Source organism: Bacteroides sp. 1001136B_160425_E2 (assembly GCF_015559655.1).
GTDB lineage: Bacteria > Bacteroidota > Bacteroidia > Bacteroidales > Bacteroidaceae > Bacteroides > Bacteroides luhongzhouii.
This window is the reverse complement of sequence record NZ_JADMQH010000021.1, coordinates 61,600-80,186: the sequence shown is the minus strand read 5'-3', so window position 1 is coordinate 80,186 and position 18,587 is coordinate 61,600. Positions and strand designations below refer to the sequence as shown.

Sequence of the window (18,587 nt, the reverse complement as noted above, 5' to 3'; positions counted from 1 at the left end):
TAATTATGAAAACTATATTATGGAGTATTCTTTGTTTGTTTCTCTTCGGATGGGGAAGTATGCAAACGGTGTCAGCGCAGGACTTGCAAGAGATGGAAAAGAACTTGTCCGCTATCAATGAGGATTTGAATCAAAAGACAAAAGAATATAGTTGGCAGCTTGCGGCGGCTTATGCAGATTATTGTGAAGCAAACAATAAATATATAAGCTGGAACGACTTGCCTTATCTACAAACAGTTGTCGAATATGAACGTCCTGCTTCTTTGGAAACTTACCGATTGGCACATAAAGCCAGTAAAGATGAATTGGATAAGTTTCTAAATACATATAAGGAATATAAGGATCTGACAAAGAGGCAGAAAGATGCATCAACCAAGGAAGAGAAAGATGCTGTATCGACTGCTTTTACTGCATTCTGGAAGAAATTGAGAAGTGAAGAAAATCCTTATAGAGATTTGTATTATGCCGAACGGAAAGCGATCAGCAAATATCGGGCGGAAGCTTTGCGGTATGTGATTGCCCATTATAAAGAAAAAAAGCAGGAGATTCCTACTTCTTATATAAAATATGCTGAACGGTCTTATTTATTGCAGAAAGGTTCCGCTTTGGAGTTGTTGCAGAAAGAAATAAACGCATTGGAAAGTGTGCAGAGAGAACTTGTTCAGAATATAACAAGAGCAAGATATGGGTTGGGTAAGACTGAAGATAAATAAAAGAGAGTTTCACACATAATTGATAAGGTAATACGGGATGGAGAAATCCCTTTCTATAATTGGGAGGTCTGGACTGAAAAGTTCAGACCTCTTTATCTTTCCCCTCAAGTATATATAGAAAAGTTCTTTTTCCTCCTATGCAAACTTCTTTTGTACGGGAAGGGAACTTATTAAGGCCGTAGAACGAACTATAATTGCAACTTTTGATTATATAAATGAAGGCTTCGTTTTTATAATTGCAAGCTTTGTTTTTATAAATGCAAATTGCGTTTATAGATTGGAGTAAAGGGAAAGTAACTTTTCTCAGGGAGGAAAGCAAGTTCTCTCCTTTATAGAAAAGAAGTTTTCTGATTATACTTTGGACGATAGGTAGTAGTGATTCGAGAATAGTGGTGTATGTTTGTTCAGCGTCTATTCCAATACAAAAATAATAGTTTCATTTACAGGCGCCCAGTCATAGATGAACTTGGCGTGTGAAGTGGCGTTCCGCACACACATGTGCGAACGCGGTGTCGTTCCCAATGACGGACTGTATTCTATCTGCGTCTTGCGGGGAGCATTGACCGGTACTCCGTGAATATAGGCTCCGTCTGTGAAACGGCTGGCGTAAGGAGCATAACCTCCCGTTTCTTTCGAACCGTCTTTTAGAAATACCATCTTCACTTTCTTTTCCTGTAATACAAACATACCTAACGGAGTCTCCTGTGCATACGGCGGCAGATGACGTCCCGTAGTGGAAGGATTCATACTGCGAACCAGCCATTGACCTTTTCCGCTACGTTCGAGAGAAGCGATATTCTGATTGTGGCGGTCTACAAAAATAACTTTGTTAAAAACAATCGTATCTCCGATTACTTTTACATACTTTTTAGGAATCATCCATTCATTTCCGGTAAAGATTGGCTCTGCTTTTATGAATTTTTCTCCATCTTCGATAAAACGGGTTAGTTCTCCATCCTGGCCGTAGCGTTCGGGCACTAATGTGTCAGTTAACAAATAAAGCGGAACGGATTGGTAACGTTCTATGCCGAGAGTATCTGCCACTCGTCCGTACGCATTTCTTTTGAAATTCTTCACAAGCGGTGCTTCTCCATTCCTGTTTTTGTAATTCTGGAGAATTGCCCAGGTGGAAGGCGGCAACTGTATATTTTCGAGCAAAGCCAGCCGTTCTTTGATTTTATCCCATTGAAACTGCCGGGTAGTGTCCTTATAAGGATAGGTGTCTTCCAATGTATATTGGTCATACAATAAATCTTTGGTGATTTGTATCTGTTCTGCTGTGAGTTTCTTGTCAACAGGTTTAACCTCGGGGTGAGCTATTGTATCTTGCGACAGCGAATCTGTCTGTTGTTGTTCATGTACAGAAGAAATCTCTCCTGTACGCAAAGTGCAGGAGTAGAAGACGCAAGAGGCGATGATGAGGCCGGATGCTATTCTATTCATATTATTTATACAGTGCATTTGATGGTTCGTTTACGAATATACATCATTATAAGGAATAATCCTTTTGTTTTGTTTAAAAAGTAGGTGACAAATATACTTTTTTGCCATACAGTGCAAGTTGTCAGTCATTTTGTCAGTCAATTTCTGACAAAGAATCATTTATTCACTTTGGCACGCTTTTCGCAATGACTTTAGCGTTCCGCCTTAAAAATGGCGGATAACATCTACAATTAAATGTATAACTAAAATATAACAAGTAACTATGAACATTAAACCATTAGCAGACAGAGTGCTTATCCTCCCTGCACCTGCAGAAGAAAAAACAATTGGTGGTATCATTATCCCTGATACAGCAAAAGAAAAACCTTTGAAGGGTGAAGTTGTGGCAGTAGGTCACGGTACGAAAGATGAAGAGATGGTATTGAAAGTAGGCGATACAGTTCTTTATGGTAAATATGCCGGAACAGAACTTGACGTTGAAGGTACTAAATATCTTATCATGCGTCAGAGCGATGTTCTCGCTGTTTTGGGTTAATTAATAATAGTAAGTAAATCTTTAAATAGTAAATAGAGAAATGGCAAAAGAAATATTATTCAATATCGATGCCCGTGACCAATTGAAAAAAGGTGTCGATGCTTTGGCAAATGCAGTAAAAGTAACTCTGGGCCCGAAAGGACGTAACGTTATCATTGAGAAGAAATTCGGTGCTCCGCACATCACAAAAGACGGTGTGACAGTAGCAAAAGAAATCGAATTGTCAGATGCTTACCAGAATACTGGTGCACAGTTGGTAAAAGAAGTTGCTTCTAAGACAGGTGACGATGCTGGTGACGGTACAACTACTGCAACCGTTCTTGCACAAGCTATCGTAGCTGAAGGTTTGAAGAACGTAACTGCCGGTGCTAGCCCAATGGATATCAAACGTGGTATCGACAAGGCTGTTGCCAAAGTGGTAGAATCAATCAAGGATCAGGCTGAAACAGTAGGTGACAACTATGACAAGATCGAACAAGTTGCTACCGTATCTGCAAACAACGACCCGGTAATCGGTAAATTGATTGCTGACGCTATGCGTAAAGTTTCTAAAGACGGTGTAATCACTATCGAAGAAGCAAAAGGTACAGACACTACTATCGGTGTAGTAGAAGGTATGCAGTTCGACCGTGGTTATTTGTCAGCTTACTTCGTGACAAATACAGAAAAGATGGAATGTGAGATGGAGAAACCTTACATCCTGATCTATGACAAGAAGATTTCTAACCTGAAAGATTTCTTGCCTATCCTCGAACCGGCTGTACAAACAGGTCGTCCTCTGTTGGTAATTGCAGAAGATGTAGATAGCGAAGCGTTGACTACATTGGTAGTAAACCGTCTGCGTTCTCAATTGAAGATCTGTGCTGTGAAGGCTCCGGGCTTCGGCGATCGTCGTAAAGAAATGTTGGAAGATATCGCTATCCTGACAGGTGGTGTTGTTATCAGCGAAGAAAAGGGTTTGAAACTGGAACAAGCTACTATCGAAATGTTGGGTACTGCTGACAAAGTTACAGTTACTAAAGACTATACAACTGTTGTAAACGGTGCAGGTAACAAAGACAGCATCAAAGAACGTTGCGAACAGATCAAAGCACAAATCGTGGCAACTAAGTCTGACTATGACCGCGAGAAATTGCAGGAACGTCTGGCTAAATTGTCAGGTGGTGTAGCTGTTCTCTATGTAGGCGCTGCTTCTGAAGTGGAAATGAAAGAAAAGAAAGACCGTGTGGACGATGCTTTGCGTGCAACTCGTGCTGCTATCGAAGAAGGTATCATCCCGGGTGGTGGCGTAGCTTACATTCGTGCAATCGACACAATTGACGGCATGAAGGGTGATAATGCTGATGAAACAACCGGTGTTGAAATCATTAAACGTGCTATCGAAGAGCCACTTCGTCAGATTGTTGCTAACGCTGGTAAAGAAGGTGCGGTAGTTGTTCAGAAAGTACGTGAAGGCAAGGGTGACTTTGGCTATAACGCTCGTCTGGACATTTACGAAAACTTGCACGCTGCTGGTGTTGTAGACCCTGCTAAGGTTGCTCGTGTAGCTTTGGAAAATGCAGCTTCTATCGCTGGTATGTTCCTGACTACCGAATGTGTAATTGTAGAAAAGAAGGAAGATAAACCAGAAATGCCGATGGGCGCTCCCGGAATGGGAGGCATGGGCGGAATGATGTAATTCCGGCTTCCTCTTAAGAATATATAAGAAGATAAGAACCACTTTCCCTGATAAGGGGAGGTGGTTCTTTTTTGTATTCCTGCAACATCTCTGCCTTCAATTTGTTCGATTGTTGGAATACCCTTATATTTATTGTCTAATTTATTAATAAATCGTGAGATGTTGAAAGTAGTAACGTTTATGAAGCAAGTAGCTCGTGGGCTACAGATGGAGGGAAACTTTGGTACTGCTCATGTATATCGGAGTAGTCTCAATGCCATTATTGCTTATTGTGGGAAAGAGGATTTCACCTTCCATGAGGTGAGTCCGGAGTGGTTAAAAGGATTCGAGGTGCATCTTCGGAGTCGTGGATGCAGCTGGAATACCGTCTCCACTTATTTGCGCACGTTTCGTGCAGTTTATAATCGGGCTGTCGATCTTCGTAAGGCGCCTTATGTGCCTCACCTGTTCCGTTCTGTTTATACCGGTACTCGTGCCGATCACAAACGTGCGCTGGGAGAGGAGGATATGAAAAAGGTATTTGCCAGGTTATCACAGGTTTTTGCCGGTTCTCCGTCATTACGAAAGGCACAGGAATTATTTATCCTTATGTTTTTATTGCGCGGTTTGCCTTTTGTCGATCTCGCCTATTTACGTAAAAGTGATTTACGTGACAATGTGATCACGTATCGCAGGCGTAAGACGGGACGAACTTTGTCTGTGACACTGACTGCGGAAGCAATGATTTTGGTAAAGAGATATATGAACCGTGACAGTTCTTCTCCTTATCTGTTTTCTTTGTTGAAGAGCCGTGAAGGGACCTCGGAAGCTTATCGTGAATATCAGTTGGCATTGCGCACATTCAATCGTCAGTTGATGTTGTTGGGTGAATTATTGGGACTGGGTGATAGATTGAGCTCTTATACCGCCCGCCACACTTGGGCTACGACAGCTTATTATTGTGAGATTCATCCGGGTATTATTTCCGAAGCAATGGGACATTCTTCCATCACTGTGACTGAAACGTATCTAAAGCCTTTCAGGAATAAGAAAATTGATGAAGCTAATAGACAGGTAATTGATTTTGTGAACCGTGCTATTAGTGGGTTAATAGCTTGAAAAATAGACTGTTACTTTGTAGGTAACGGGAACAAATACCGGTGCAAATATGAGCATATTTCTTAAAACAACCAAATGAAATCATACATTTTTTCTAATTAACTACTCAAAACAGGAATAGGACAGATAAAACACGCGGATTCTTTGTATTAGGGCTTTGTTAACTTCTAAATTTTGCACAAGATTTCCCCTCCCCGCTACTTGCTTTCAAAAGCAGGGGTAAAAATGTTTCGTAGCATATCGTATCGTTTTTCAGTATTGACTACTCCCGAAGAGCAGGACAAAGGTTCTTCCGTTACCTACAAAGTAACGGGCATGCTATTATTGAAACTTAGTGTTTAATAATATATTATTAATGTAATTTTTAAGTAGTTATGAAAAGAAAATTTGTAAAAGTGATGTTCTTCGGGGCGTTGGCACTTTCTACTGTCACCTATGTAGGCTGTAAAGACTATGATGATGACATCGACAATCTGCAAACACAGATTGACGCAAACAAAGCCAGCATTGCCGATCTGCAGAAGTTTGTGAATGAAGGCAAATGGGTTAAATCCGTTGAAGATGTTGCTGGAGGTTTCAAGATCACATTTGATGATGGAAAATCTTATTCTATCGTTAACGGTACCAATGGAACTAATGGAAAAGATGGCGTTGATGGAACTGATGGAAAGAACGGTACTAAAGTTACTATTGGTGCTAATAACAATTGGTTCTTTGATGGAATAGATTCTGGTCAATCTGCTGTTGGTCCTAAAGGTGATAAGGGAGATGATGGCAAAGACGGAGAAGATGGTAAGGATGGAGTAAACGGGAAATCTCCTCGTATCAGTGCTACCACTGGATGCTGGGAAGTTTATAACACAGAGACTGGAGCATGGGAATCTACAGATATAGTAGCTAATGCAACAATCTATGTTACTGAAGTTGCTGGCAATCCATTGATTTGGGAACTTCATGTACGTGAATTGAAGTCTGATGGTACTTATGCTGAATCTTCTGTAACACTTCCTAAAGCAGGTTCTATTGTTAGCATGGATGCTGTTAGTGTAGATGTTAATGCAAAACTGACACTTGGAAGTACGATTACATTATTCTGCGGAAAAACAACTGGTAAGGTTGATTTTAACGGTCATAAGTATGCAGAGAATGAAGTTCTTGTCGCTTCTGGCTCATCTAAAATACAGGCTTTGATTAATCCGGCAGATGTAAATGTGCAACTTTATAATATAGGTTTGACAGACTCTAAAGATAATCAGTTCTTCCAAATTCTAAAAGGAAGTATTCAGGAAAATATGACTGAAAAACCTTTATCTCGTGCTGCTGGTGATAAAACAGCTAATAAAGGTGTTTATGATATGAATGTCACTTTCAATAAGGATGCTGATAACTTTGATTTGGCAAATATTCCTGCAAAAGGTTCTTATGCTCTTACTACCCGTGATCCTTTTGGAAATGAAATTATTTCTAAATATGATGTGACAATTAATGTGGATCAGTCAGCTCCAACTTTGAGTGATGCTACTGCAGAAGCAATTATCAATACAGCTTGTGACTTGAACGCATTGATGCCGGGTACTGATAAAGTTGTTGATTGCAAATATTCTTTAGCCTTGACTAGTGATCCAGGCGAATTGAAAGCTGAAAACATTACTTTGTCAGGATCAACCATTACTGCTAAGAGTGCAGGAACAGCTACTATTAAAGTAGAATATCTGAAAACAAATGGTGAAGTGGTTAAAGAAGCAGCTGCTCCTACATTGAAGATCACATTTAAGTATTATGCTGATCCTGTAGTTTTAGGTACAATGAAATGGACTGTAAATGCTGCTCCTAATAATACTGCTGACATTGCTCTTACTGACGAAGTGAAAGCACTTTTCAATCAGACAGGATATTCATTGGACGCAAATCCGACTATCGGCTTTAAGAACGATGTAGTGAAGGTGAATGGAGCTGATGTGACTTATGATTCACAGAGTATTACACTTGCTTTGGTTGATAAAAATGCTGGTGTATCAGGAGCTACAACTAAAGATTGGGTGATTCGTACAACCTTTAAACCAGAATCGGTTTGTGCTACTACACATACTGTTTCTGTCAATGTAAACAATGCCAATGGTTCTTCTGCACTGGGCAACGAAGTTGCAAAAGTTCTTAACTTTGAGATTGTAGTTAATCCGTTCGAAGGATTTAAATGGGACGGAAGACGTCTGGCTGGCTACTTTGACGGTAATAAGGGAACTGCAACCGGTGTTATAAGTGGAACAGGTGTAAATCAGAAAGTTACTTATAACTTATATGGTTTGTATTCTGCTGAAACTAAGAGCGATGCAGCATCTTATATCAAGTTTGACGAAGAGACGCCTCTTCCAGAAGGCTTTACTAGCTGGTTTACAAATGGTGGAAGTAAAACTACTGGTGATATCGTAGTTGCAAAAGCTCCTGCCAAAGGTGGTGTAGGCGTTGCTCGTACTATCAAAGCTATTTATAGTCCGTTTAATAATAGTAGATTGGAAAATATTACAGATGAAATCAGTCTGACTGTTGTTTCTGGATTAGGAACTTTGAAATATAGTGGTGCAAGCAAGGAAATCAAGAATGAAAGTGGAACTACTATTGAAGCTAAAGAATTTAAGATCGCAGACGTAGCTAATGGTAAGGATCTTGCATTGAAAGATGCTAAAGTAACTTTAGTTTGGACTGGTGACAAGAATGCTCAAGACTATTTGGATATGTCAACATTGGCAAGTTGGGATGGTCAGAGCACACTGACTGTGAAGAAGAAAACTTCTGCACAGATTGTAACAGCTCAAACTTGTAAACTGACCTTGACTGCAACTGATGAATGGGGTGTAACTCATGCAACAACTGTAACAGTTGTAGTCAATAAGTTTGAATAATAAAAATCAAACCCTTCTTCACCTTGTGTGAAGAATACGCCGAGAAGAAACAGAGTGAAGGATTTGGCTTGTGAAAGTCAATCCTTCCAATTCTGTTCTTCTTATAGAAAGGGATACCTCCCTTATTTCCCACAGGTATCCCTTTTCTTTATTTCATAATGTCTCCTTATTTGCACTAGAAACCAATTTGCTAGTCCCTTATTTCCCTATAGATTAAGGAGACGTTTTGAGAATATAGAAAACCCGGGCTTGCGAAAGTCCGGGCTTTCATTGTTATTTATCAGGTTGAATTTGGCGAAAGTCCTCATCATACAATCCCACGAGTAAGCTTTGCCCTTTATCATCTACTTTCAGTCCGCCATATACGGCTTTTTGATAAAGAGTATCCTGTCCTTCTTCAAAGAAGAAAGATTCGGCGCCGAGGAAGAGGCGTCTATTTATTATTTTATATTTGATGACTAGCTCATTGCCGTTTACAGGTTCCAAAGTGTTTTGTAATCGTACAATTTCTCCTATCTGATTACTGTCCGTCCGGAGTATGGCATAACCGCGTGTGTCGGTTTGTTTATCTATCAGATCTGATGAGGCTTCCTTGTAGTTAAGTCTCATATAGTCTCCTTGCATAAGAGAGCGGGGATCGACGGGGGCCAGCTGTAACAAGACCAACTGTCCGTCTTTCAAGGTCTGCTCTTTTTGATAAACCGACCAGTTGAAATATCCTAGTAGCAGTATCAGGTTTGCGATAATCAATATTCGGCTATACTTTTTCATGTCTTGTTCTTTTTTGAGTGAAGAAATGCCAAGCTGCAATACATGCAATTCCGATGAAGAAAAGCGTTATGGATTTGGTGAGCAGGCTCAAATTCAAATCATAATAGTATTTGGAAACAGCATAGATAAAGAGAAGGAGCGAGGCAGCACATTCCGCTTTGTAACCATAATGGAAACATATTAAAATCAGTAACAAACTACCGGATAAATAAGGAGCAAACACGGTAGGCAGACAGATAACAATACAAAGAATGTAGATACCAACCTGATTCACCGGATGATCCACTTTCATGACTTGCATGATTCGTTGAACCATGATAAGAATTCCGAACCATATACAAACAGACAGTATGCAGGACACAAGCCAACTATTTGCTTCTGATATCAGATAATTGATTGATAAGCCTCCCAGTGAGATGATACCGGATACGAATAATCCGAAATGAAATGGGCTGTATTTGGAAAAGTAATTCTCTGTTCCTATACACTCAAACAACTTGTTTTCAAAGATGTTGGTAAATAGAAACAGTGCAAGGATAGGAACTACAGCTATTTGCAAGGGATAAAACGAAGAAAAGACATGGGCGGCTTCTCCGAAGAAAGATATATTAAACAGAATGACTGAAAGAAAGGGGAGGATAAATCCTCTTGATAGCAAGAATGTGAGAATACTGATTCCCATAAGTGTAATGAAGAGGAGATTAGTGCTGGCATTTATACCAAAGCCAATCAATACACATCCGGCTATGTATAAAGTGATGTTCATTGCATCCAGAAAAGACCGGACCACCATGCGGCTGATTGTTAGCGTAGTGAGAATTAACATACTTCCGGCAATCAGGCAAGAAATATCGGAGCGGAGGATTCTGGCAAGTGCCAGAAATCCCAAAAAGAAAATAGCCGTCAGGATTCCCCCGATAATGGATACGACTTGAATAGTGAGGTTATGCTTCTGTGCCATACCATTGCTTTTTTAGATGAAGAATGATGTAAATGAGCAAAGTTGTTCCGGTGATAACAATAACTCCTCCGTAGAAGAATATCTGAACATCCCTAAGATCACTTTGTGATATGAATGTAGTCAATAGAATTATTAATGCGGCAAACGGAATGATAGCCAGATAGAATAGGCTTTTTACTTTCCATCCATACCAAAGTCCCGCAGAGAATAGAAGGACGGTGCTTATGAGGGGAACAGACAATATGGCGCTCTCTTCGCAGATTGCCATCATTGACAGAAAACTGGTGTGTATAATAGTGGCCAGTGAAAGGAGACTGACAAACCAACGATTGTTTCTGTCCAAATGACCTTTTACACTCATCCATTCCGTGATTATCGTTGTCAAGGCACATATCCAGGTTACTGCATTGGCCAACAAAGTCATTTCCCAAGAGTTGGCACTAACTATCTGTATATTGTACAACCATATCGTAGTGCAAAGTAATCCGATGAACGTCAGCCATAACGGAGCAAAACGGATAGCAACCGCCCAAAGAATGGTGAAAAGAGTCCACCCCAGGAAAAGATCGTAAGCATCGGCTCCCGTTTGGTAGATTTGTCCGAAGACGGCGAAAAGCGTACCTATCAGGAACGTAGCCCCGGTCAGGAGAATCTGTTTGACGAGCTTATTCCAACGGGTGAATGTGGCGAGCAGGACAGAAACTACTAATAATACCTCTACTATTCCTAACTTTACAAATTTAGGTAATTCATCCCAGTTGTAGGCAAAAAAGAAGATAATGCCTGCCACTGTAAAACCAACGCCCACTGCCAATAAAAAAATAGAAAGGAATTGATTCCATTGTTTTTTATCAGCGTACAGCGCTTGTCGGGATAAAGGCGAAGAGTCGGTCTTTTCCATGTGTTTTTACTTTTTGATGATTACAAACATAATAAAATAAAATGATTATCACCTCAAGATAGACTATAAAAAGGTATGACTTACCATATTGAAATAGACAATAATAGTAAGTCATACTTTGAGAGAGGTAATGAAAATATTAAAAATAGAATAATTTAAAATACCTCCCGTATATGTTTAAAGTTAGAATTGATCGTATCAATCACTTCTTGTGAACGGCCGTTGATTAACAACTTATACATTGACTGCGCAAAGCCCACCATTTGCCCGAATTCAATTTTGGGAGGCATGGCTAGTGCGTTCGGATCGGTCATGATATTAACAAGTACCGGACCGTCTAACTCGAATGCATTCAGTAAGGTAGTCAACACTTCTTCCGGATCACTGACATTAAATCCGGCCATTCCCATTGCTTCGGCCACTTGGGCAAAGTCAGGGTTCAACATATTCGTCTGCCAGTCCGGCAGTCCGTCCACTTCCATTTCCAATTTCACCATTCCCAATGAACGGTTGTTGAATACGATGATTTTAATCGGCAACTTATATTGTACAACAGTTTCCAAGTCTCCTAAAGTCATCGATAATCCGCCATCTCCGCAAAGCGCAACTACCTGACGATCCGGATAAGCCAATGCGGCACCGATGGCTTGCGGCAATGCATTTGCCATCGAACCATGATTGAAAGACCCCAGCATGTGACGTTTGCCTGTTGCTTGCAGATAACGTGCTCCCCATACACAAGTCATTCCCGTATCTACTGTAAACACAGCATCGTCCGAACTTAGTTTGTCTATTTCAGACATCACATATTCGGGATGAATCTTATTTACGCCCCCTTTATCTTTGGTGTAAGCGGCCAAATCCTTCTTTACTCCCTCATATCTTTTGAGTTGTTTCAATAAGAAAGAATCATCCGTTTTCGGATTCAGCATACGCAATAAAGACTGGATGCTAAGTTTGACATCTCCACAAAGTCCGATATCCACCTTTGCGCGACGTCCCAAGCGTTCGGGCTTTATGTCAATCTGAGCTATCTTGATATCATCCGGCAGGAAAGCGGAATATGGAAAGTCAGTGCCGAGCATGAGAAGCACTTCGGCTTCATGCATACTGTAATATCCCGAAGGCATTCCCAACAATCCCGTCATACCCACTTCATACGGATTCTCATATTGCACCTCCATTTTTCCTTTAAAAGTATATACCACCGGGGCATTCAGCTTCTCGGAAAGCGCGATTACTTCCTCGTGAGCTCCCCGGCAACCAATGCCGCAGAAAAGAGTGATACGTGTATGTTTGTTTAACAAGTCAGCCAATTGAGCCAAATCTTCTTCTGACGGGCAAACTTCCGGTGGGGCAGGATAGTTTCGGACCGACGAGTCGACAGCAACGGCAGAAGCCTTTGCCAAGTCTCCCGGTAGTCCGATGACGGACACCCCTTTACGGGTGACAGCCGTTTGTATGGCCGACTGGAGCATACGTGGAAATTGCTTGGGAGTAGTGGCTACTTCATTATAATAACTGCAATCGTTAAAAAGTTTGATTGTATTCGTCTCCTGAAAATACTCCGTACCGAATTCTCCGGTAGGAATCGTAGAGGCGATGGCGATTACCGGTGCCCCGGAACGGTGCGCGTCATACAAACCATTGATAAGATGAACGTGTCCCGGACCGCTACTTCCCGCACAGCATCCCGGCCGGCCGGTCAGTTGTGCTTCTGCAGCAGCGGCATACGCTCCTGTTTCTTCATGACGTACATGTATCCATTTTATTTGATCGTTTTTTCTGACTGCTTCGTTTACCTCATTCAGACTGTCGCCTGTCACGGCGTAAATGCGTTCAACTCCGGATTTAACCAAAGTATCTATCAGTTGTTCTGCTATTTTTTTTGCCATAGCTGTAATTGGTTTAGGATTGTTTTTTATGTAATAACAGATGTCTGCAAGGAAAAGTTCTAATTTAACATATGCTAATAGCGTCTTTGTGTCGGGACACATCACCGCTTTTATGTTAAAAATATTTCTGTAACAACTTTTTAGTAAAGATGCATAAACAATTGCAATATCCTTTTGTTATCTTTATAGGCGAAATCTTAACCTAATGTATTAAACCTCTTAATTACTCTAGAAAAATGAACAGAAATGAAATCGGTATAAATGCCGGTAAGGTTTGGCAACTGCTTAGCAATAACGAAAAGTGGAGCTACGGACTTCTGAAGAGAAAATCCGGGTTGAAAGATAAAGAACTGGGTGCCGCTTTAGGGTGGTTGTCGAGAGAGAGCAAGATTGAGTTCGATCAGTGTGATGAAGAACTCTATGTATATCTCTGTGTGAATGTTTATATTGGCTAAAAGAGTTTGGCACTTTAATGAGAACAGCAGAATCATCGGAGGGATGACAGCCCAGTCAGCCTTTCGGTGATTCTTGTTTTTTATCTTTTTTCCTTTTAATGTATCTTCGTTTCAATTGATTTCCGGAAATAATTCTGTTACTTTGCACCACGAATTAAAATGCAAGAAACAATGAGAAGTTTTGCCTCTGACAATAATTCCGGTGTGCATCCGTTGGTAATGGAAGCTTTGAACCGGGCCAATATAGACCATTCTTTAGGATATGGCGATGACAAATGGACGGAAGAAGCCGTAGCGAAGATTGAAGAAACCTTCACCCCGAACTGTGTTCCCTTGTTTGTATTCAACGGAACAGGCAGCAATGTGGTAGCATTGCAGCTGATGACCCGCCCGTATCATTCCATCTTTTGCGCGGAAACTGCTCATATCTATGTAGATGAGTGTGGCTCTCCCGTGAAAATGACAGGTTGTCAGATTCGTCCGATTGCTACTCCCGACGGTAAACTTACCCCGGAATTGATGCAACCTTACCTGCACGGTTTCGGCGATCAACACCATTCGCAACCCAGAGCTCTCTACATCTCCCAATGCACCGAACTTGGTACCATCTACACTCCCGAAGAGTTGAAACGCCTGACTGACTTTGCCCATCTGAATGGTATGTATGTACACATGGACGGAGCCAGAATAGCCAATGCCTGTGCCGCCCTGAATCTTTCCCTTAAAGAACTGACGGTGGATTGCGGAGTCGATATTCTTAGTTTCGGCGGAACAAAGAACGGACTGATGATGGGAGAGTGCGTGATTGTATTTAATGAAGACCTGCAATCGGAAGCCCGTTTCATCCGGAAGCAATCCGCCCAGCTCGCTTCGAAGATGCGTTACCTCTCTTGCCAGTTTACGGCATATCTCACAGACGACCTTTGGCTGAAGAATGCCAGTCACGCCAATGCGATGGCTGCCAAACTTCGTGCGGAATTAGAGAAATTGCCCGAAGTCACTTTTACTCAAAAGGCCGAGAGTAACCAACTATTCCTCACCATGCCCCGCCCGGTTATCGACCGGATGCTGAAGTCTTATTTCTTTTATTTCTGGAACGAAGAGAAGGATGAAATCCGCTTGGTAACTTCTTTTGATACGACAGAAGAAGATGTAGACGAGTTTATAAGACTTTTGAAACGTTAAAAAGGAAATTCAGGACAACAAAAGCGCCTGAAACTCTGTTGTAATAAGAAGTTTGAAATTAACTTTGTCCGCAAAGTTTTCTACTTCTTATGATTATGAATACTAGACAGAACAGGCTAATCATATTCGCGATTTTGTTATTGACACAAACCCCATTGGGCGCGCAGCTGCATTCTACTAAAATTGAACTGCCGGAGGATTCTGTACTTGTAACCATGGAAGATTCTGTTCCGGCAAAGCGCAACTTCTTCAAAAAGTTTCTTGATTACTTCAATGACGCCAATAAGGAAAAGAAGAATAAAAAGTTTGATTTCAGTGTGATAGGCGGTCCTCACTATTCCAGTGACACCAAGTTCGGGCTCGGACTGGTTGCGGCCGGACTATATCGCACCGATCGGATTGATTCGCTTCTTCCTCCCTCCAATGTTTCTCTTTACGGAGATGTGTCGACTGTCGGCTTCTACCTGTTGGGAGTCCGTGGGAACCATCTGTTTCCGCAAGACAAATACCGCTTGAATTACAATCTCTATTTCTATTCTTTCCCCAGCCTGTATTGGGGACGGGGATATGACAGTGGAGCCAACTCTGATAATGAAAGCGATTATAAACGCTTTCAGGCACAGGTGAAAGTCGATTTTATGTTTCGACTGGCAAAGAACTTCTACATCGGCCCGATGGCCATATTCGATTATATTGATGGGCGGGACTTTGATAAACCGGAACTATGGGAAGGAATGGCGGCACGGACTACCAATACCAGTCTGGGACTTTCCCTCCTTTACGATTCACGTGATTTCCTGACAAATGCATCTCACGGCTATTACTTGCGGATAGACCAGCGATTCAGCCCGGCTTTTCTCGGCAATAAATATGCTTTTAGCAGCACAGAACTGACTACCAGCTATTATCAGCCGGTATGGAAAGGCGGAGTGTTGGCAGGACAATTCCATACATTGCTTACCTATGGCGATACCCCGTGGGGATTGATGGCAACGCTGGGAAGCTCTTACTCCATGCGCGGATATTACGAAGGACGCTATCGGGACAAGGGAGCAATGGATGCGCAAATAGAACTCCGGCAGCACGTCTGGAAACGGAATGGAGTAGCTGTATGGGCAGGAGCGGGAACGATTTTTCCACGACTTTCCGAGTTTACTTCGAAGCATATTCTGCCTAATTATGGTTTCGGTTATCGTTGGGAATTTAAGAAGAGAGTAAATGTACGTTTGGATTTAGGGTTTGGCAAACACCAGACCGGATTTATTTTTAATATCAATGAAGCTTTTTAAGAATATAAAGAATTGGTTGGAGAATCAGGAGCATTTGTTTTATCTGTTCCTCTTCATCTTGATAGTACCTAACCTTGTGCTCTGTTTGACGGAGCCTTTACCGTTGATGGCAAAGGTGTGTAATGTGCTTTTGCCTTTCGGCTGCTATTATCTGTTGATGACTTTGTCGAGAAACTGTGGCAAGATGCTTTGGATTTTATTCCTGTTCCTGTTTTTCGGAGCCTTTCAGATTGTATTGCTTTATTTGTTCGGCCAGTCCATTATCGCTGTCGATATGTTTCTGAACCTGGTGACTACCAATTCAAGTGAAGCCCTGGAACTGCTTGATAATCTCACACCTGCCATTATTGCTGTAATCATACTCTACGTACCTGCTCTGATATTAGGGACCATTTCAATTGTACGTAAGCGGAAACTTACGGCAGAATTTATCCGCAGAGAACGGAAGAGAGCCTCCATAGTCTTTGGGATTTCCCTCCTTAGCCTTGCCGGAGCCTATGTGCAGGACCCCGGATATGAGTTGAAGTCCGATTTATATCCACTAAACGTGTGTTATAACGTGGGTCTTGCCTTCCAACGAAACGCCTTGACGCAGAATTATCACCGTACTTCAAAGGATTTTACTTTCCATGCCCAGCCTACGCATCCGAAAGAAAAACGGGAAGTATACGTGATGGTCGTGGGAGAAACCTCCCGTGCCCTGAACTGGCAATTATATGGTTACGAACGTGAAACAACCCCACTCTTATCCCGGCAAACGGGTCTGATTGCTTTCCCGAAAGTACTGACAGAGTCGAATACGACACATAAAAGTGTCCCCATGTTGATGTCGGACGTTACCGCCTGCAACTACGATTCTATTTATCATCAGAAAGGAATCATTACCGCTTTTAAAGAGGCAGGTTTCCGGACAGCCTTTTTCTCCAACCAACGTTACAACCATTCGTTTATCGATTTCTTCGGGATGGAAGCCGATACGTACGATTTTATAAAAGAAGATTCTGTCAGATCCTCCTACAATCCTTCTGACGACGAACTTCTGAAACTGGTGGAGCAGGAACTGGCTAAAGGTGCGACGAAACAATTTATCGTGCTCCACACCTACGGCTCTCACTTTAACTACCGCGAACGTTACCCGTCGGAGAGTGCTTTCTTTACGCCCGATTATCCGATGGAAGCAGAAAGAAAATACCGGGATAATCTGGTCAATGCCTATGACAACTCCATCCGTTATACGGACGGTTTCTTGTCACGCCTAATCCACATGTTGGAAAAACAGCAGATAGATGCCGCCATGCTCTACACTTCCGATCATGGTGAGGATATTTTCGACGATTCCCGCCATCTGTTTCTCCATGCTTCTCCCGTACCTTCTTATTATCAACTTCACGTACCGTTCCTCATCTGGATGTCCGACAACTACCGCGAAACTTATCCCGAATACTGGGATACCGCCATTGATAATAAGGATAAGAATGTTTCTTCCAGCAGCTCTTTCTTCCCGACCATGTTGTCTTTAGGCGGAATAGAAACTTCTTACCGGAATGATTCGCAGTCTGTAACGGCTCCGCACTACACCATGAAACCGAGAGTTTATCTGAACGATCACAACGAACCCCGTCCGCTGGATGATTTGGGCATGAAGAAGCAAGACTTCCGGATGCTGGAAAAGAGGAATATAAAGTATTAATATTAAGCTCTTAATCCTTGTTAAATTTTGCATCCAAAAGCGTGATTGGTGTGTTATTTGCCGTATGATGTATGAACGATTAAATTCATAAAACATGGCCTATATAGATTATTACAAGATTCTTGGAGTAGACAAAAGTGCTTCGCAGAATGATATCAAAAAGGCTTTTCGTAAGTTGGCCCGAAAGTATCATCCTGACTTGAATCCTAATGACCCGAGTGCAAAGGATAAGTTTCAGGAAATCAATGAAGCCAATGAAGTACTAAGTGATCCCGAGAAACGTAAAAAGTACGACGAGTACGGAGAACATTGGAAACATGCCGATGAATTCGAAGCGCAGAAACGTGCACAGCAACAAGCCGGAGGCTATGGCGGTGCGGGAGGTTTCGGCGGATTCGGCGGTGCGGGTCAGGGTTTCTCCGATGGTAGCGGAAGTTATTGGTATAGCTCCGATGGAGAGGGATTCTCCGGTGGCAATGCCAGTGGATTTTCCGATTTCTTCGAATCAATGTTCGGACATCGGGGAGGAAGAGGACAAGGCTCTGCGGGATTCCGCGGACAGGACTTTAATGCCGAACTTCATCTTTCCCTTCGTGATGCAGCTCAAACGCATAAGCAGATATTGACCGTAAATGGCAAACAAGTGCGTATCACCATCCCTGCCGGTGTAGCCGACGGACAGGTAATCAAACTGAAGGGCTACGGTGCCGAAGGTATCAACGGAGGACCTGCGGGCGACTTGTACATTACGTTCGTGATAGCCGAAGACCCGGTGTTCAAACGCTTGGGCGACGATCTGTACGTAGATGTGGAAGTAGACCTTTACTCTGCTGTATTGGGTGGTGAAAAAGTGATCGACACGCTGGATGGTAAAGTGAAACTGAAGATAAAACCGGAAACACAGAACGGTACGAAAGTCCGTCTGAAAGGTAAGGGATTCCCGGTTTATAAGAAGGAAGGACAATTCGGTGACTTGATTGTGACCTATTCCGTCAAGATTCCTACGAACTTGACCGACAAACAGAAAGAGTTGTTCCGTCAATTACAGAGTATGAACTAAAATGAATGAGTAC

At 42.0% G+C, this 18,587-nt stretch carries 15 protein-coding genes; 10 read left to right on the top strand and 5 right to left on the bottom strand.

Going from position 1 to position 18,587, the window contains the following annotated elements:
- Positions 1–5 precede the first annotated feature (5 nt).
- Positions 6–713: a DUF5039 family protein gene (locus I2I04_RS19135; protein ID WP_195655693.1), complete on the top strand. Its 708-nt coding sequence runs from the start codon at positions 6–8 to the stop codon at positions 711–713.
- A gap of 411 nt (positions 714–1,124) precedes the next feature.
- On the opposite strand, the gene I2I04_RS19130 is transcribed toward I2I04_RS19135, so the two are convergent.
- Positions 1,125–2,174: a L,D-transpeptidase gene (locus tag I2I04_RS19130; RefSeq protein ID WP_195473208.1), complete on the bottom strand. Its 1,050-nt coding sequence runs from the start codon at positions 2,172–2,174 to the stop codon at positions 1,125–1,127.
- A 244-nt stretch (positions 2,175–2,418) separates the two neighbouring features.
- Here I2I04_RS19130 and I2I04_RS19125 point away from each other — a divergent pair, with 244 nt between their 5' ends.
- From I2I04_RS19125 to I2I04_RS19110, 4 genes are all read left to right on the top strand, one after another.
- Positions 2,419–2,691 (top strand): co-chaperone GroES, encoded by a 273-nt coding sequence (locus tag I2I04_RS19125; protein WP_004314007.1) that lies wholly within the window; start codon positions 2,419–2,421, stop codon positions 2,689–2,691.
- A gap of 40 nt (positions 2,692–2,731) precedes the next feature.
- A complete protein-coding gene (groL, locus tag I2I04_RS19120) occupies positions 2,732–4,369 on the top strand; it encodes a chaperonin GroEL (protein WP_143259329.1) in 1,638 nt (545 codons plus the stop codon).
- Between the two features lie 159 nt (positions 4,370–4,528).
- The gene (locus I2I04_RS19115; protein WP_143259330.1) at positions 4,529–5,467 is read left to right on the top strand and encodes a tyrosine-type recombinase/integrase; all 939 of its coding nucleotides are present in this window, start codon (positions 4,529–4,531) and stop codon (positions 5,465–5,467) included.
- A gap of 374 nt (positions 5,468–5,841) precedes the next feature.
- Positions 5,842–8,367 (top strand): hypothetical protein, encoded by a 2,526-nt coding sequence (locus I2I04_RS19110; RefSeq protein ID WP_143259331.1) that lies wholly within the window; start codon positions 5,842–5,844, stop codon positions 8,365–8,367.
- A gap of 273 nt (positions 8,368–8,640) precedes the next feature.
- Here I2I04_RS19110 and I2I04_RS19105 read toward each other — a convergent pair whose 3' ends face one another.
- The 4 genes from I2I04_RS19105 to I2I04_RS19090 form a co-directional block, all read right to left on the bottom strand.
- The gene (locus I2I04_RS19105; RefSeq protein WP_195655692.1) at positions 8,641–9,138 is read right to left on the bottom strand and encodes a GDYXXLXY domain-containing protein; all 498 of its coding nucleotides are present in this window, start codon (positions 9,136–9,138) and stop codon (positions 8,641–8,643) included.
- The gene (locus tag I2I04_RS19100; protein WP_195655691.1) at positions 9,125–10,099 is read right to left on the bottom strand and encodes a DUF4401 domain-containing protein; all 975 of its coding nucleotides are present in this window, start codon (positions 10,097–10,099) and stop codon (positions 9,125–9,127) included. The genes I2I04_RS19105 and I2I04_RS19100 overlap by 14 nt, the downstream gene beginning before the upstream one ends.
- Positions 10,083–11,000, bottom strand: coding sequence for a DUF2157 domain-containing protein (locus I2I04_RS19095; RefSeq protein ID WP_195470864.1), 918 nt, complete (start codon positions 10,998–11,000; stop codon positions 10,083–10,085). The genes I2I04_RS19100 and I2I04_RS19095 overlap by 17 nt, the downstream gene beginning before the upstream one ends.
- A gap of 155 nt (positions 11,001–11,155) precedes the next feature.
- Positions 11,156–12,895, bottom strand: a complete 1,740-nt coding sequence (locus I2I04_RS19090; protein ID WP_143259335.1) for a thiamine pyrophosphate-dependent enzyme — start codon at positions 12,893–12,895, stop codon at positions 11,156–11,158.
- Positions 12,896–13,131: 236 nt separating this feature from the next.
- On the opposite strand from I2I04_RS19090, the gene I2I04_RS19085 reads away from it, so the two are divergent.
- From I2I04_RS19085 to I2I04_RS19065, 5 genes are all read left to right on the top strand, one after another.
- Complete coding sequence (locus tag I2I04_RS19085; RefSeq protein WP_143259336.1) at positions 13,132–13,350, top strand: winged helix-turn-helix domain-containing protein; 219 nt, start codon at positions 13,132–13,134, stop codon at positions 13,348–13,350.
- Between the two features lie 171 nt (positions 13,351–13,521).
- A complete protein-coding gene (locus tag I2I04_RS19080) occupies positions 13,522–14,535 on the top strand; it encodes a threonine aldolase family protein (protein ID WP_195655690.1) in 1,014 nt (337 codons plus the stop codon).
- 89 nt (positions 14,536–14,624) lie between these two features.
- Positions 14,625–15,824 (top strand): BamA/TamA family outer membrane protein, encoded by a 1,200-nt coding sequence (locus I2I04_RS19075; protein ID WP_195655689.1) that lies wholly within the window; start codon positions 14,625–14,627, stop codon positions 15,822–15,824.
- Positions 15,811–17,514: a phosphoethanolamine transferase gene (locus I2I04_RS19070; RefSeq protein WP_143259338.1), complete on the top strand. Its 1,704-nt coding sequence runs from the start codon at positions 15,811–15,813 to the stop codon at positions 17,512–17,514. Before I2I04_RS19075 ends, I2I04_RS19070 begins: the two co-directional genes overlap by 14 nt.
- A gap of 94 nt (positions 17,515–17,608) precedes the next feature.
- Entirely contained in the window at positions 17,609–18,574 is a 966-nt protein-coding gene (locus I2I04_RS19065; protein ID WP_143259339.1) for a DnaJ C-terminal domain-containing protein, read from the top strand.
- The last annotated feature ends 13 nt before the right edge of the window (positions 18,575–18,587 follow it).